Source organism: Stenotrophomonas sp. Marseille-Q5258 (assembly GCF_946900935.1).
In the GTDB taxonomy this organism is placed as follows: Bacteria; Pseudomonadota; Gammaproteobacteria; order Xanthomonadales; family Xanthomonadaceae; genus Stenotrophomonas; species Stenotrophomonas nematodicola.
This window is the reverse complement of sequence record NZ_CAMPPN010000022.1, coordinates 64,676-79,297: the sequence shown is the minus strand read 5'-3', so window position 1 is coordinate 79,297 and position 14,622 is coordinate 64,676. Positions and strand designations below refer to the sequence as shown.

Sequence of the window (14,622 nt, the reverse complement as noted above, 5' to 3'; positions counted from 1 at the left end):
GGGTTGGGATGATGAAAGGGGGGAACGCGCCGGTCAGGCGATCCGCACCACGCGCGCGCCCTGGCACAGCGGATAGCTGGCGAGCAGATCGGCAATGCGGTCGCGCAGTGTGTCGAAGCTGGCGCCGTACAGATACAGCGCTGTTTCGCTCGGCCCCTGCCACCAGCTGCAGATTTCACCGTGGCCGTCGATGCGCTCGACGATCTGGTCGAACACATAGTTCGAATCGCACTGCTCGTAGACCTCGTCCGGCAGATTCACGCCATCCAGGTACAGCCCCAGGCCTTCGGTGATGCCAAACGGCAGATCGTCCTCACCGTCACGCTGGATCAGCGACCCCTTCGGCGCGCCGAGCTGCTCGAGCAGTTCGATCACCTGCGGCAGTGCGGCGGCGTCGTGCAGCTGGATCTCCAGGTCGCCGTACTCGACCTCCCCGTCCTCGGACAGCGCCGTGCCGCCGCCCAGGATTTCGCCGATGCCGACGCCCTCGAGCATCGCATCGAGCGGATCTTCGAACAGCTGCAGCCGATGCTCGGGCTGGAGCCGGGCATTCAGCTTGACGTTGATGTGCAGCGGCGAATCGGTCATGGGGGCGATCTACGCAAAAAGAGCCCCCATTGTAGTGCCGGCCACTGGACGGCTGCTCAGCGCAGAAGCGGCGGCACCTTGCGCTCCAGCAGTTCCACCCGTGCCGGCTGCATGAAGTCGTAATCGTCGGGAATATCCAGGCACACCACCCGCTTGCCCCCCAGCCATGACCGCAACCGGCTGGACAGACGGCTGCGGTGCGCGCGCTCCATCAACACGATCAGATCGGCCCACTGCGGCAGTTCCGGACTGACCGGCACGTCGGCATCCGGCTTGAGACCGGCCGATGCGGTCTCGATGCCGGGCCAATCGGCAAACACCTGCTCAGCTGTCGGGCTGCGCAGGCGGTTCTGGCTGCAGATGAAGAGAATGTGGCGCGTCATCCGTGGCGCGCCCTCCTTACAGCACCGTCAGGTTGGCGTACGCCATCACCAGCCACTTGCTGCCGGCCTCGGCAAATTCCACCTGCACGCGTGCGTGCTGGCCGCTGCCTTCGTAGTCGGTGACCATGCCTTCGCCAAAGCGGGCGTGGGAAACCATCGCGCCCAGCTTGAGCGGCGGCGCTTCCAGCGCGGCGTGGCCCATCACACGGTTGGCACCGAGCGAGGCGCTGCGCGAGACCTGCACCTTGGGGCGCACTTCATTGAGCAGCTCGCGCGGGATCTCGCGCAGAAAGCGCGAGGGCACGTTGTAGTTGTCCTGGCCGTGGATGCGCCGCGATTCGGCGTAGCTGAGCACCAGCTTCTGACGCGCGCGGGTGATGCCCACGTAGGCCAGGCGGCGCTCTTCTTCCAGCCGGCCGCTTTCTTCCAGCGAACGTGCGCTCGGGAACAGGCCGTCTTCCATGCCGGCCAGGAACACGATGGGGAACTCCAGACCCTTGGCCGAGTGCAGGGTCATCAGCTGCACGCCCTCCTCGCCCGCCTGCGCTTGGCCTTCGCCGGCCTCCAGCGAGGCGTAGGACAGGAAGGCAACCAGCTCGCTCATCGTTTCGCCGGTTTCTTCGATGTCGTCCTCGCGGCGCACGAAGCGCGAGGCCACCGACACCAGTTCGTCCAGGTTGTCCGCACGCGATTCCGAATCCAGCGCGTTGCGGCTTTCCTTTGACCAGTGCTCGCGCAGGCCCGAGCGCACCAGCACGTGGTCGATGCGTTCGGCCAGGGTCATCTCGCCGGCTTCGCCGTGCAACTGGTTGACCAGGGTCAGGAACCCGGCCAACGCGTTGCGCGCCCGCGCAGCCAGGGCGTCGCCCTGCGTGGTCAGCATGGTGGCTTCCCACAGTGAGATTGCCTGGGTGCGCGCCAGCCGGCGCACTTCGTCCAGGGTGCGGTCGCCGATGCCACGCGTGGGCGTGTTGACCGCCCGTTCGAATGCGGCGTCATCGTTGCGGTTGGTCATCAACCGCAGGTAGGCCAGCGCATCCTTGATTTCGGCGCGCTCGAAGAAGCGCATGCCACCGTACACCCGGTACGGCACCTGCTCGGACAGCAGCGCTTCTTCGAACGCGCGCGACTGCGCGTTGCTGCGATAGAGCACGGCGGCATCGCCGTAGCTGCCACCATCGCGCACCCACTGCCGCGCGCGCTCGACCACGTAACGCGCCTCGTCCATTTCGTTGTAGGCGGCGTACAGATCGATCGGCTCGCCATCGCCGCTGTCGGTCCACAGCTCCTTGCCGATCCGGTCCGGGTTGTGCGCGATCACCGCATTGGCTGCGCCGAGGATGTTGGCGCTGGACCGGTAGTTCTGCTCCAGGCGCACGGTCTGCGCGCCGGGGAAGTCCTTCAGGAAGCGCTGTACGTTCTCGACCTTGGCACCGCGCCAGCCGTAGATGGCCTGGTCGTCGTCGCCGACCACGAACACGTGGCCGCTGTCGCCGGCCAGCACGCGCACGAAGGCGTACTGGATGGCATTGGTGTCCTGGAACTCGTCGACGAGGATCTCGCGGAAGCGCGAGCGGTAGTGGGCCAACAGTGCCGGGTTGTCGCGCAGCAGTTCATGTGCGCGCAGCAGCAGCTCGGCGAAGTCGACGAGCCCGGCACGGTCGCAGCGCTCCTGGTAGGCGGCGTAGGCCTGGCGCATGGTTTCCAGCCAGGCGTCATGCGGCTCGGGCTGGATGTGCTGCGGCCGACGGCCTTCGTCCTTCTGCTCGTTGATCCACCAGGCGATCTGCTTGGGCGGGAACTTGCCGTCGTCGATCTCCAGCTGCTGCACGACCCGCTTGACCAGGCGCAGCTGGTCGTCCGAATCGAGCACCTGGAAGCTGTCGGGCAGCTTGGCGTCCTGGTAGTGCAGCCGCAGCAGGCGGTGCGCCAAGCCGTGGAAGGTACCGATCCACGCGCCGCGGCTGCCCTGCGGCAGCTGCAGGTCGATGCGGTGACGCATCTCACCGGCAGCCTTGTTGGTGAAGGTCACCGCAAAAATGCCGTGGGTCGGCACGCCGCAGACTTCATTGAGCCAGGCGATGCGGTGGATAAGCACGCGGGTCTTGCCGGAACCGGCACCGGCAAGCACCAGATGGTGGCCGGGCGGCGCGGACACAGCTTCGCGCTGGGCGGGGTTGAGCCCGTCGAGCAAGTGGGAGACATCCATGCCCCATTTTACCCCGTGCAGCGTGCGGCGACCGCCACCGCCTGCAACCGGTTCAGCCCAGCGCGGCGCGTGCCGCCTGCTGGGCCTGGCCGCGCAGTTCGGGAATGGCCAGGCTTTCCCAGAGTGTGCCGATGCGCAGGCTGCCGACCACCTGCACCCCGGCCTGGGGTTGGCCCGCCGCATCCAGCAACTGCCCCCGCTCCACCGAGGTATCCAACCCCAGGCCGTGCGGACCCGGGCGTGCGTGGCCATCGGCGAGCAACTGCCGCACCAGCGGATTGCGCATGGCGGTGGCGCGGGTTTCCACGCCGGTGGCGTTGATCAGTGCGTCCACGTTCAATGGCGGCAGCACGCCGGCGGCATCGTGTGCGTGCACCTGCAGGGAGCCGTCCAGCACCCGCACGGCGTCCAGGCGGGCCCGATGGCGCTGCAGCTGGCCGGACTGCTCCAGTGCGGCGACCTGCGCCTCCACCGGCTCGGCGATGCGATGGCGATGCACATCCCAGTACCGCACCACGTGGCGCAGGAAACGGCGCTGGTCGACCGCATCCAGCCCCTGCCACAACGCCTGGCCCAGCGGGCGGATGCGGTCCATCACCGCCTGCCAGGGCAGCCCCTGGCTGACGGCACTGCGGGCGTGCACGCGCAGCGCGCGCAGCGCCTGGCGCAGCGGCATGCCCGGCAGCGGCTGCGGATCGAAGGTCGCCGCGCCGCCGTGCGCATGCGGTAACGGCAGCAGGGCATGGCGCGACAGCACATGGATGCGCCCGCGGTGACCGGCGTTGGCCAGCGCGACCACGCTGTCGGCCATGCTCAGGCCGGAACCGATGATGGCCACGTCGCCGGCGCCGGCCAGCAGGCGCACACCGTCGTAATCCCACGCATCGACCACCTTTGCCGGGGGCAGCGCCTCGGCGCCGGGCACCGGCAGCGGCCGCATGCTGTTGCCACAGGCCAGCACCACCTGGCGCGCCTGCCAGTGATCGCCGTTGGCCAGCGACAGCCGCTGTACGGCGTTGCCCGGATGCAGGCCAAGGACGGCCTCATGCACGACCTGCAGCCGGGCCGGGCTGTCGGCCTGTGCCTGCTCCAGGCGCGCCTGCAGGTAGGCGGCGTACATGCGCCGCGGCACGTATGCTGCCGCCAGTGCGTCACGGTCCAGGGTCGGGAACGCCTCGATCTGCAGGAGATATGCCAGGAAGTCATCGGCGGCGTCGGGCAGGCCGCTCATCCTGCCGACCGGCACGTTGAGCAGATGGTCCGGCCATGCCGTGGCATAGGCGATGCCCTGGGCCAGCACCGAGGCCGGCTCGAACAGGACGATCTGGGCAGCGCCGGTGGCGGAGCGCAGCGCGTGCAGCGCGACCAGCACGCCGGCCGCACCACCGCCGACGATGGCCAGGTCGCACTGGCGGGAAGTTTCGGTGGCAGTCATGCAGCGATTGTAGGCGATGCGCGCGACCGCCTCTGTCGGACGCCGCCGCAGCGCTACATCAGCGCGTCGGCCAGCCGGGCGATGCCTTCGCGGCTGCGTCGCCATGCCGGCCGGCCGCGCCAGGTTTTCAGGTCGAGCTGGCGCGACTGCAGCAGGTAGTCGTTCTCGATGCGCAGCAGCTGCGCCACGATGCCGGCGTCGTAGCAGAGCATGCCGATCTCGGCGTTGAGGGCGAACGAGCGGATGTCCAGGTTGATCGAGCCGACCAGCGCGATGTCCTCGTCCACGGTCAGGTGCTTGGCATGCAGGAAACTGGGCTCGTACAGGGCGATGCGCACACCGCAGCGCAGCAGTTCGTCGTAGTACGCCTCCTGCGCCCAGGCGGTCAGCCGCTGGTTGCTGCTGGCCGACAGGATCAGCTGCACCTGCACGCCGGACAGCGCGGCGATGCGCAGTGCACTGAGGGTGGCCTCGTCAGGTACGAAGTACGGCGTGACCAGCACGATGCGCCGGCGGGCCAGGTGGATCAACGCATTGACCGCGTCGCGCGCGTTGCTGAAGGGATAGGCCGGGCCGCTGGGCAGCAGTTGGGTGGCCACGTCGGCCGAGCACACCGGCACGGCGGTCAACACGTCCAGGCGCTGGCCGGTTTCCATGTACCAGTCGCTGGCGAACACCGCTTCCAGATGGGCCACGGCCGGACCGCGCACCCGCGCCACCAGTTCCCTGTTGGGGAAACCGGGCACGAACTGCGGCTGGGCCAGGTTCTGCGAACCGATGTAGCCGACCCGGTTGTCGATCACCGCGATCTTGCGATGGTTGCGCAGGTCCATGCGCCCGCTGCGCCGCCAGCGCAGCCCACCGGGCAGCATCGCGCGCACGTCAACGCCGAGCGCCTGCAGCCGATGGCGGTAGCGGCGCAGGCCGCGCTTGGCGCCCACCGCATCGAGCAGCAGCCGGCAATGCACGCCGCGGGCGGCGGCGCGCTGCAGCGCCTGCACGATCGCTTCGCCGACCGCATCGTCGAACATCAGGTAGTACAGCAGGTGCACGCGGTCGCGGGCCTGGTCGATATCGGCGATGAGCGCCTGCAGGGAGGCGTCGTAGTCGCTGAGCAGTTCAACCGCGTTGCCGTGGATGGGCATGAAGTCGCCCTGGCGCTCGATCAGCGGCACGATCTCGGCGGTGGCCGTGTCCGGCAGCGGCGTCCAGCGCAGCGGCGGTTGCAGGGCCTGTTCCTCGCGGATGACCTGGGAGGCTTCGGCCTGTCGCTGCACGCGCTGCCGCGACAGCCACGGATGGCCGAACAGCAGATACAGGGGCAACCCCAGCAACGGCACGAAACCGACCAGCAGCAGCCAGCTGCGCGCCGCCCCCGGGGTGGTGCGGGTGGGAATCCAGAACAGCGCCGCCAGCCGGATCAGCCAGTCCAGCATCAACAACCAGGAACCCAGCATCCACTCGAACAGCATCGCGTCGCCCGTCGGGGGTGGAACCGCATTCTGCCACGGCTGCCGTGTGCGGCCGTGGTGGCCGGCCGCCCAACAAAAAACCCGCCTCTCGGCGGGTTCTTCGCGGGACATCAACCAATCCGGTGACGGATTACTTGATCTTGCCTTCCTTGTACAGGACGTGCTTGCGCACGACCGGATCGTACTTCAGGAATTCCATCTTCCCGGGGGTGTTCTTCTTGTTCTTGTCCGTCGTGTAGAAGTGGCCAGTGTTGGCCGTCGAAATCAGACGGATCTTGTCGCGCTTGCCTGCCATGATCGTTTACTCCTCAGACCTTTTCGCCGCGCGCACGCAGCTCAGCCAGAACGGAATCAATGCCGTTCTTGTCGATGGTGCGCAGGGCATGCGCGGAAACACGAAGCTTGACCCAGCGGTTCTCGCTGGCAACCCAGAAGCGGCGCTCGTGCAGGTTGGGCAGGAAACGACGACGGGTCTTGTTGTTGGCGTGCGAGACGTTGTTACCCGTCTGCACTCGCTTGCCGGAAACTTGGCATACGCGGGACATTGCGCACCTCGATGAAAGTAAGTGTCGGCCCATAGCCCGGGCGACGGCGGCCTCGACGGTTTCCCGCCACACGTCATGAGAATCAAAGGGTTACGCTGTCGAGGGCCGACCGGATGACGTGTTCCCGGCCGCCGATCCAAAGGTTTTTGGACACAGCGAGCCGCGCATTATGCCAGCGCGCGCCCTGTGATGCAAGGCGCCGCCGGCTCAGGTCAGCACGGCGCGGCGCGGGCGGCCGCTGGTCAGCGGGGTGCCGGCGATCGCCTCGCCCGAGGCGGGTACGGCCCGCTCCCGGCCCCAGGCGCGGATGTTCTCGATCTGCTCCGGCGCGGTCCGTGACAGCGGCACCACGTTCTGGAAGCTGCGCCGGAACAGGTCATCGGTGACCACCGCGTCGCCCTTCAGGTAGGCCTCCTTGACCACCTCGCGCACGGCCGACTCCAGGTCCGAGCCGGCAAAGCCCTCGGACAGCTCGACCAGCTCGTCGAGCAGCGCCGGGGCCAGCTCGCGCTGTTGGAGGCCGCGCCGGGCATAGATCCCGATGATGTCGCGGCGTTCCGGCGCGGTCGGCAGGTCGACGAAGAACAGTTCGTCGAAGCGGCCACGGCGCAGCAGCTCCGGCGGCAGCTTGGAGACATCGTTGGCGGTGGCCACCACGAACACCCGGGTGCGGGCTTCCTGCAGCCAGTACAGGAACTGGCCGACCAGCCGGGTCGAGGTCCCGCCATCGCCGCCGCCGGTCGCGCCGGCCAGGCCCTTCTCGATCTCGTCGATCCACAGCACGCACGGCGCCACGTGATCGGCGGTGGCCAGGGCTTCCTTCAGCCGGCCCTCGCTCTGCCCGAGGTACTGGCCGTGGATCGTGGACAGGTCCAGCCGGTACAGCGGCAACTGCCAGTCCTGCGCGATGGCCTTGGCCGACAGCGATTTGCCGCAGCCGGGCACGCCCACCAGCAGCACGCCGCGCGGCGGACGGATGCCGCGCTCGCGCAGGTCGGCGGTCAGCAGCGGGCGCTCGCGGGCCAGCCAGTCCTTGAGCCCGCCCAGGCCGCCCACGCTGAGGTCGCCGCCGCGCACGGGCACGCGCTCGATGCCGGAAATGTCGGCGAAGATGCGGTCCTTGGCGTGCATCAGCTCCACCAGGTCGTTCTTGTCGATCCGGCCGTTCACCAGCAGCGTGGCGATGATGTTTTCCGCTTCCAGGCGCGAGATGCCGGCAAGGATCGCGGCCGCCTGGCGGATGTCGGCATCGTCCCAGGCGATCTGGAACTGGCTGCGATACGGGTCGATCTGCTCATGGATGATCGCCGCCATCTCGTCTTCGGTGGGCGGCGACAGCACCAGCGACATGCCCAGCCGCTGCAGTTGGCCGAAGATCGGCTTGCTGGTGACCACCACCAGCGAACCGCCGTGGTCGGCGGCCAGCATCGCCACGTCGATCAGCTGCCGCGCCGAGGGCGTGTCGTCCTCCAGGTCGGACACTTCGGTGAGCACGAAACTCAGGTTCTGGCGCTGGGCCATCTGCTGGCTGGCGAAGTCGACCGCACCGACCACCGACCTGTCCTCGTTGACGATACGGCCGGTGGACAGCTCACGCGTGCCCTGCGACAGGGTGTGCACGTAAAACGGGGCATTCAGCGCGCCGGCAACGTCGCGCAGGATGTCCAGCACCCGGGCCCGCTCTGTGCTGCGGATGGAGATGAAGGGCACGCGCGCCTTCAGGTAGCGGGTCAGCGTGGCGTGGAACTCGCGGGTATCGCTCATGGCGTCAGATCATCAGGGTACGGCGGCGCGCCGGCAGTGCCGGCGGTTCCGCGGAAAGGGCGCCGGGCTTCGGGGCAGGCGCCACGGCATCGGTAGCGGCAGGCCGGTAGTGGCACAGGCTGTTGTGGCGCAGCGCGCGCAGCGAACGCTCGCAGCGGGCGCGTTGCGCGCCCTCCTCCAGCCCGCGCTGCATGTCCGCGGCGATGCGTTCCAGCTCGGCGCGCAGGTGCGCACGCAGCGGTTCGGGCAGCGTGGCCAGGGTGGCAAGCTGGTAGAGCACGGCGAAGTGGCGGCGCGCATCGAGCAGCGCGCGCACCAGGGTGACCTCGTCGCTGCGCAGGCCGAGGTCACGGGTCAGGCGTGCGCCGCAGCGCTGCAGGCGGCGGTCGAGCAGCGCGCAGACACGCTGGCTGAACAGCGTGGCCACGCCGGGCGTCCAGTCCACCTGGCCGGCCGCCATCGCCGCCAGGGCCTCGGCATCATGCTGGCCATCGTCAAAGGCATCCAGCACCTGGCTCCATTGCGCGTAGGTGCGGGGAACCGGCAGGGTCATCCGGCCGTAGCGCGCTTGCGCCGCACGAAGCCGGTGGCCGGGAGCAGGTCCCAGCCCGGCAGGGCGCCAGCCAGGGCGTCCGGAGCGACGGACACGGCCGGTGCGCGCTCGACCGGCAACGGCGGCAGGGGCGGTGCTTCGGCCGGCAACGGCGGCGGCGTGACAGTGGCATCCAGCAGGGATCGGGTCATGGCGGGCCTCAGGCGGTGGCGGCAAGAATGCGGCGGGTGTTGTCGTGGCCGCCCAGGGTGAACTGGTCGGGCGTGATCGATTCCAGCAGCGCGGTCACCGACGCGGACTGCGCATCGCGCGCGGCCAGGTCGCGGCGTACTTCGACCACTTCGGCAACGCAGGCCTTCAACGCCTGCTGGCTCTGCTCGCGCAGCGCGGCGAAATCGGCGCGCACCTTGGTGCGCTGCTTGTCCAGATTGCGGTAGGCCATGTACACCCACAGCAGCATCACCGCCGCGATCACCATGCCCACGATGTTGCCCAGGGCCAGCAGCATCAGCAGGATGCCCAGGCCCATCACCAGCCAGTGGTGGATGCCCAGCTTGACCGAGGCCAGTGCCTCGGCCAGACGGCCGTCGATGTGCTGGCCCAGCGCGGCTTCCAGGTCGGCCTGGTTGCCGCCGTCGGTGGTGCTGCCTTCCCAGCCATCCAGGTGCAGCTGCACCTGCGTTGGCACCGCCAGGCGGATGCTGGCGGTGAGGTCGTGGTGCGCCTCCAGGATCCAGGCGCGCGACTGCGCGGTGGCAAAGCGCTGGGTGGCGCGCGAGGCGTGCGAGGTTTCCGGATGCATCGCCGCGTTGGTCAGCAGCTGGGTGAAGCTGATGCGGTGCTCCAGCGCGGGATCCTGCAGCTGGAAGCGCGACGTGGCGGCAGCGCGGTCACCGTTCTCTTCGATGATCAGGCGGCACAGCTCCTCATCGCGACGCAGCGGCAGTTCCTCCACATCGAAATGGGAGACCAGCTTGGTCAGCAGTGCATCGACATCGGCGGCCAGGCCGGCAGTCGCGCGGACCTCGCCACTGAACACGGCCTGGAAATGCTGGGCGACCGCGCCGTGCGTGGCGGTGGCATTGAGCGAGGCCTGCAGGGCCGGCCAGGTGGGGCTGTACTGCTGCAGATGCGGGTAGCGGGCGCTGTCGTCGCCGTGCGGCGTCTTCGAGCGCAGCGCGTCGATCCACTGGCTGCGCTGGCTCTCGATGAAGCCGGCGCGCTGGGACAGCTCCTCGATCCAGTCGCTGGTGCGCGCCACGCAGGTCAGCGCGGTTTCCACACCAAACACACCGGCGGCGATCGCATCGATGAGCACCACGGTCTGGCGGTCCAGTTCCACCGGGTTCTGCATGCCCAGGTAGCGGTCCATCCACTGCTGCGATGCGGCCAGGCGACCGGCGCGGCGGCTGACCAGCGCGAACAGCAGGCTGGTCTTCTCATCGTCGCGGCGGATCGCTTCGGCCAGCGCGCGCTCGGCCAGGTCCTTGTGGTCGTTGAGCCAGGCGGCCAGGGCCACCAGCGCCGGCGCAAGCCAGTACCCCGGTGCGGCCAGCATCAGGTTCTCGCTGGCGGCACGGATGGTGTCCTGGCGGACCAGCGAAATGTCGGCGGCCTGCAGGATGCCGGTGGTCTGGCGACGCACCTCGCCGTAGTGGCCGAAGCGGGTTTCCAGTTCCTGGCGGATCTTGACCTGGCGGGTCTCGGCGAGCGACAGCTCCTTGGCCTTGACGTCGGCGGCGACAAAATCCATGAACGCCTTTTCCAGGCGCGCCAGTTCGCTGCGGGTTGCGCCGACGTCGTGCTGGACCGCATCGACCTGCGCGTTCAGCGAGTCCAGATCGCGGCCGAGGGTGCGCAGGCTGCTGTTGATGGCGGACAGGTCCGCCATATGGATGATGCGTTGGGTACTCATGCCGTTCCTTCAATGATCGCGGTCTGCCCGGACTCGCTCACCGCCACCATCCGGGTGGCGTACACCTCGATGAAGGCATACGACGGATGCGTGGCCAGGACGCGGGCCCGTTCGAGCGTTAGCGGCAGCGGGTGACCTTTCTTGAAATGCTCGGTGATGCGCCCGCCGAGGTCCAGGGTGTGCACTTCGTAGGGGTGCCCCAGGTAGCAACGCCCGACAATGCCCAGCAGGCGCTCCTGGATCTCGATCGTGCCCAGTTCCTGATCGATCTGCGCGAGCAGCGCATCCAGTGCCTGGCGATCGTGCACGTGGCCGCCGGCATCGAGTTTGGCCATCGCCTGCAGGTAGGCCGGCGAGCGCTTCTGGCGCAGGCGGGTGTCCAGCGATGCGGAGGCCAGCCCGGTAGCGGCCTGCGACCGCGTCGTGGTGAGGGTCGGGGTGGTGGTGGCGGGGGTGCCCAACAGTAGATTGCGCGCCATGTCGCTGCGTCCTGCATTGCCGCGGCCGCGGCGTAACGACGCAGAAAGGTACCAGAGTCGGGCGTGCTCCGCGCGCCACATGGCGCGCGGAGCACGGGCTCACGCCGGCGACGCGTCGCGACGATGCAGCCAGCGGTAAAGCACCGGCAGCACCAGCAGGGTCAGCAGCGTGGACGACACGATGCCGCCGATCACCACCGTCGCCAGCGGGCGCTGCACTTCCGAACCGGCACCGACATTGAAGGCCATCGGCACGAAGCCCAGCGATGCCACCAGCGCGGTCATCAGCACCGGGCGCAGACGGCCCAGCGCGCCGTCGCGCACGGCCTGCGCGAGCGGCAGCCCTCCTTCGCGAAGGCTGCGCACGAAGCTGATCATCACCAGGCCGTTGAGCACCGCCACGCCGGACAGCGCGATGAAGCCGACGCCAGCCGAGATCGACAGCGGAATGCCCCGCGCGGCAAGCGCCAGCACACCGCCGGTCAGCGCCAGCGGTACGCCGCTGAAGACGATGGCCGCGTCCTTGATCGACCCGAAGGCCCAGAACAGCAGCGCGAAGATGATGACCAGCGTGAGCGGCACCACGATCGCCAGGCGCCGGCTGGCCGAGATCAACTGCTCGAAGCTGCCGCCATACTCGATCCAGTACCCGTTGGGCACCTGCACCTCGCGGCCGATGGTCTGCTGCAGCTCGCCGACGAAGCCGCCCAGATCGCGGTCGCGCACATTGGCGGTGATCACGATGCGGCGCTTGCCGTTCTCGCGGTTGATCTGGTTCGGGCCCTCACTGTTGGCCAGCGTGGCCAGTTCACGCAGCGGCACGGTGCGCGCGCCGTTGGTGCCACTGGCGGCGCGGCTGGACTCATCGGCATCACCGCCGGACAGTGCGCTTTCCAGCGATACCGGCAGGTCCGCCAAGGCGGCCGGGTCCTGGCGCAGGGCTTCGGGCAACCGCACCACGATGTCGAAGCGGCGGTCGCCTTCGAACAACTGCCCGGCCACCTGCCCGCCCACCGCCGTGGCGACGGTGGACTGCACCTGGCCCGGGTTGAGCCCGTAGCCGGCCAGCGCGGTGCGGTTGGGGGTCACGGTGAGCAGCGGCAGGCCGCTGGTCTCTTCGACCCGCACATCGGCCGCGCCCGGTACCTTGCCGGCCACCGCCGCGATGCGTCTGCCCACCGCCAGCAGCGTCTCCAGGTCATCGCCGAACAGCATCACCGCCACGTCCGCACGGACGCCGGAGATCAGCTCGTTGGTGCGCATCTGGATGGGCTGGGTGAACTCGTAGTTGTTGCCGGGCAACTGCTCGACCGCGGCCTCCAGCTCGCCCAGCAGCGTCGCGCGCGGCTTGCGCGGGTCCGGCCAGTCCTTGCGCGGTTTCATCATGATGAAGGTGTCGGCCACCGACGGCGGCATCGGGTCGGAGGCGACCTCCGGCGTACCGATCTTGGAGAACACCTTGCTTACCTCGGGAAACTGCACCAGCCGGTTTTCGATGTGCTTCTGCATGTCGATGGACTGGGTCAGGCTGGTGCCGGGAATGCGCATGGCATGCATGGCCACATCGCCTTCGTCCAGGTTCGGCACGAACTCGCTGCCCAGCCGGGTGGCGAGCAGCCCGCAACCGACCACCAGCACCAGTGCACCGGCCACCATCCAGCGCCCGCGACGCAGCGAGAACGCCAGCAGCGGCTCGTAACGGCGACGCACCCACGCCATCAGGCGGTTTTCCTTCTCCTGCACGCGCCCGCCCAGGAACAGAGCGATCGCGGCCGGCACGAAGGTCAGTGCCAGCACCATCGCGCCGGTCAGGGCCAGGACCACCGTGATCGCCATCGGGTGGAACATTTTTCCTTCCACGCCGGACAGCGCGAAGATCGGCAGGTACACCGCGGTGATGATGCCCAGTCCGAACAGGCTGGGGCGGATCACCTCGGCCGTCGCGCTGGCGGTTTCCTGGAAACGCTCCTGGCGGGTCATGTCACGACCGAGCGCGTGCTGGCGTTCGCCGAAGCGGCGCAGGCAGTTCTCGATGATGATCACCGCACCGTCGACGATCAGGCCGAAATCCAGCGCGCCCAGGCTCATCAGGTTGGCCGAGATCCCGCCGCGCGCCATCCCGGCGAGGGTGAACAGCATCGCCAACGGAATCACCGCGGCGGTGATCAGCGCCGCGCGGAAATTGCCGAGCAGCAGGAACAGCACCACGATCACCAGCAGCGCGCCCTCGACCAGATTCCTGGCCACGGTGGCGATGGTACGGTCCACCAGCGCCGTGCGGTCATAGCTGGCCGTGACAGTGACACCCTCGGGCAGGCTGCGCTGGGCCTGCTGCAGGCGCGCGGCGGCCGCCTGGGCCACGTCGCGGCTGTTGGCGCCAATCAGCATCACCACCGTGCCCATCACCACTTCGTGGCCGTTCTGGGTCGCCGCACCGCTGCGCAGTTCCGGACCGTCCTTGACCTCGGCCACGTCATGCACATGGATCGGCACGCCTTCGCGCCGTGCCAGCACGATGTTGCCGATCTCCTCCAGGTTGGCCACCTGGCCGGGGATGCGCACCAGGAACTGCTGGCCGTTGCGTTCGATGTAGCCGGCGCCGACGTTCTGGTTGTTGGCCTCCACCGCCTCGGCGACGTCTTCCAGGGTGAAGCCCAGCGCACGCAGCCGGGCCGGGTCCGGCGTGATGTGGACCTGGCGCTGGAAGCCCCCGATGGTGTTGACCTCGGTCACGCCCGGCACGTTGCGCAACTGCGGCCGGATCACCCAGTCCTGCAGGGTGCGCAGGTCGGTGGCGGTGTACGGCGTGCCATCGGCCTTGCGCGCCTTGGGATCGGCGTCGATGGTGTACATGAAGATCTCGCCCAGACCGGTGGCGATCGGGCCGAGCTGCGGGTCCAGCCCTGTCGGAATCTGCGATTTGACCTGCTGCAGGCGCTCGGCCACCTGTTGCCGGGCGAAGTAGATGTCGGTGCCGTCCTCGAACACCACGGTCACCTGCGACAGGCCGTAGCGCGACAGCGAGCGGGCCTGCTCCATCCGCGGCAGACCGGCCATCACCGTCTCCACCGGATAGGTGATGCGCTGTTCGGTCTCCAGCGGTGAATACCCCGGTGCGGCGGTGTTGATCTGCACCTGGACGTTGGTGATGTCCGGCGTGGCGTCGATCGGCAGCTGGGTGAAACTCCAGATGCCCACTGCGACCAGCACCGTGGTCAGGCTCATCATCAGCCACCGATGGGCGATGGACATGCCAATGATGCGCTCAAGCATGACGGC

13 protein-coding genes are annotated in these 14,622 nt (G+C 68.5%); all 13 read right to left on the bottom strand.

Annotation, left to right across the window (positions count from 1 at the left end; translation table 11 throughout):
• Positions 1 to 33 precede the first annotated feature (33 nt).
• The 13 genes from OC534_RS15065 to OC534_RS15005 all read right to left on the bottom strand — a co-directional run bounded on the left by OC534_RS15065 (position 34) and on the right by OC534_RS15005 (position 14,616).
• On the bottom strand, positions 34 to 588 hold the full coding sequence (locus OC534_RS15065) for a hypothetical protein (RefSeq protein WP_017357488.1): 555 nt from the start codon (positions 586 to 588) through the stop codon (positions 34 to 36).
• Between the two features lie 56 nt (positions 589 to 644).
• Positions 645 to 971, bottom strand: coding sequence for a low molecular weight protein tyrosine phosphatase family protein (locus OC534_RS15060; protein WP_262072087.1), 327 nt, complete (start codon positions 969 to 971; stop codon positions 645 to 647).
• A gap of 16 nt (positions 972 to 987) precedes the next feature.
• Positions 988 to 3,180, bottom strand: coding sequence for a DNA helicase II (uvrD, locus tag OC534_RS15055; protein ID WP_017357485.1), 2,193 nt, complete (start codon positions 3,178 to 3,180; stop codon positions 988 to 990).
• Between the two features lie 52 nt (positions 3,181 to 3,232).
• Entirely contained in the window at positions 3,233 to 4,633 is a 1,401-nt protein-coding gene (locus OC534_RS15050) for an FAD/NAD(P)-binding protein (protein WP_262072088.1), read from the bottom strand.
• Positions 4,634 to 4,668: 35 nt separating this feature from the next.
• Entirely contained in the window at positions 4,669 to 6,087 is a 1,419-nt protein-coding gene (gene cls, locus OC534_RS15045) for a cardiolipin synthase (RefSeq protein ID WP_136006500.1), read from the bottom strand.
• A gap of 130 nt (positions 6,088 to 6,217) precedes the next feature.
• Entirely contained in the window at positions 6,218 to 6,385 is a 168-nt protein-coding gene (rpmG, locus tag OC534_RS15040) for a 50S ribosomal protein L33 (protein ID WP_172407465.1), read from the bottom strand.
• A gap of 10 nt (positions 6,386 to 6,395) precedes the next feature.
• On the bottom strand, positions 6,396 to 6,632 hold the full coding sequence (gene rpmB, locus OC534_RS15035) for a 50S ribosomal protein L28 (RefSeq protein WP_005411638.1): 237 nt from the start codon (positions 6,630 to 6,632) through the stop codon (positions 6,396 to 6,398).
• A 207-nt stretch (positions 6,633 to 6,839) separates the two neighbouring features.
• On the bottom strand, positions 6,840 to 8,396 hold the full coding sequence (locus OC534_RS15030) for an AAA family ATPase (RefSeq protein WP_136006436.1): 1,557 nt from the start codon (positions 8,394 to 8,396) through the stop codon (positions 6,840 to 6,842).
• Between the two features lie 4 nt (positions 8,397 to 8,400).
• Positions 8,401 to 8,949, bottom strand: coding sequence for a hypothetical protein (locus tag OC534_RS15025; protein WP_262072086.1), 549 nt, complete (start codon positions 8,947 to 8,949; stop codon positions 8,401 to 8,403).
• Positions 8,946 to 9,140, bottom strand: a complete 195-nt coding sequence (locus OC534_RS15020; RefSeq protein WP_136006440.1) for a hypothetical protein — start codon at positions 9,138 to 9,140, stop codon at positions 8,946 to 8,948. Before OC534_RS15020 ends, OC534_RS15025 begins: the two co-directional genes overlap by 4 nt.
• Positions 9,141 to 9,148: 8 nt before the next feature.
• Positions 9,149 to 10,864, bottom strand: a complete 1,716-nt coding sequence (locus OC534_RS15015; protein ID WP_153165118.1) for a hypothetical protein — start codon at positions 10,862 to 10,864, stop codon at positions 9,149 to 9,151.
• Positions 10,861 to 11,343, bottom strand: a complete 483-nt coding sequence (locus OC534_RS15010) for a hypothetical protein (RefSeq protein ID WP_017356333.1) — start codon at positions 11,341 to 11,343, stop codon at positions 10,861 to 10,863. Before OC534_RS15010 ends, OC534_RS15015 begins: the two co-directional genes overlap by 4 nt.
• A gap of 99 nt (positions 11,344 to 11,442) precedes the next feature.
• Positions 11,443 to 14,616, bottom strand: a complete 3,174-nt coding sequence (locus OC534_RS15005) for a CusA/CzcA family heavy metal efflux RND transporter (protein ID WP_262072085.1) — start codon at positions 14,614 to 14,616, stop codon at positions 11,443 to 11,445.
• Between the last annotated feature and the right edge of the window lie 6 nt (positions 14,617 to 14,622).

What these genes read in the sequence shown, in the direction of transcription:
- OC534_RS15015 (WP_153165118.1), bottom strand. Translation starts at nt 10,864, where the DNA reads ATGAGTACCCAACGCATCATCCATATGGCGGACCTGTCCGCCATCAAC.
- uvrD (WP_017357485.1), bottom strand. Translation starts at nt 3,180, where the DNA reads ATGGATGTCTCCCACTTGCTCGACGGGCTCAACCCCGCCCAGCGCGAA.
- OC534_RS15005 (WP_262072085.1), bottom strand. Translation starts at nt 14,616, where the DNA reads ATGCTTGAGCGCATCATTGGCATGTCCATCGCCCATCGGTGGCTGATG.
- OC534_RS15025 (WP_262072086.1), bottom strand. Translation starts at nt 8,949, where the DNA reads ATGACCCTGCCGGTTCCCCGCACCTACGCGCAATGGAGCCAGGTGCTG.
- OC534_RS15010 (WP_017356333.1), bottom strand. Translation starts at nt 11,343, where the DNA reads ATGGCGCGCAATCTACTGTTGGGCACCCCCGCCACCACCACCCCGACC.
- cls (WP_136006500.1), bottom strand. Translation starts at nt 6,087, where the DNA reads ATGCTGTTCGAGTGGATGCTGGGTTCCTGGTTGTTGATGCTGGACTGG.
- rpmB (WP_005411638.1), bottom strand. Translation starts at nt 6,632, where the DNA reads ATGTCCCGCGTATGCCAAGTTTCCGGCAAGCGAGTGCAGACGGGTAAC.
- OC534_RS15020 (WP_136006440.1), bottom strand. Translation starts at nt 9,140, where the DNA reads ATGACCCGATCCCTGCTGGATGCCACTGTCACGCCGCCGCCGTTGCCG.
- OC534_RS15060 (WP_262072087.1), bottom strand. Translation starts at nt 971, where the DNA reads ATGACGCGCCACATTCTCTTCATCTGCAGCCAGAACCGCCTGCGCAGC.
- OC534_RS15065 (WP_017357488.1), bottom strand. Translation starts at nt 588, where the DNA reads ATGACCGATTCGCCGCTGCACATCAACGTCAAGCTGAATGCCCGGCTC.
- OC534_RS15030 (WP_136006436.1), bottom strand. Translation starts at nt 8,396, where the DNA reads ATGAGCGATACCCGCGAGTTCCACGCCACGCTGACCCGCTACCTGAAG.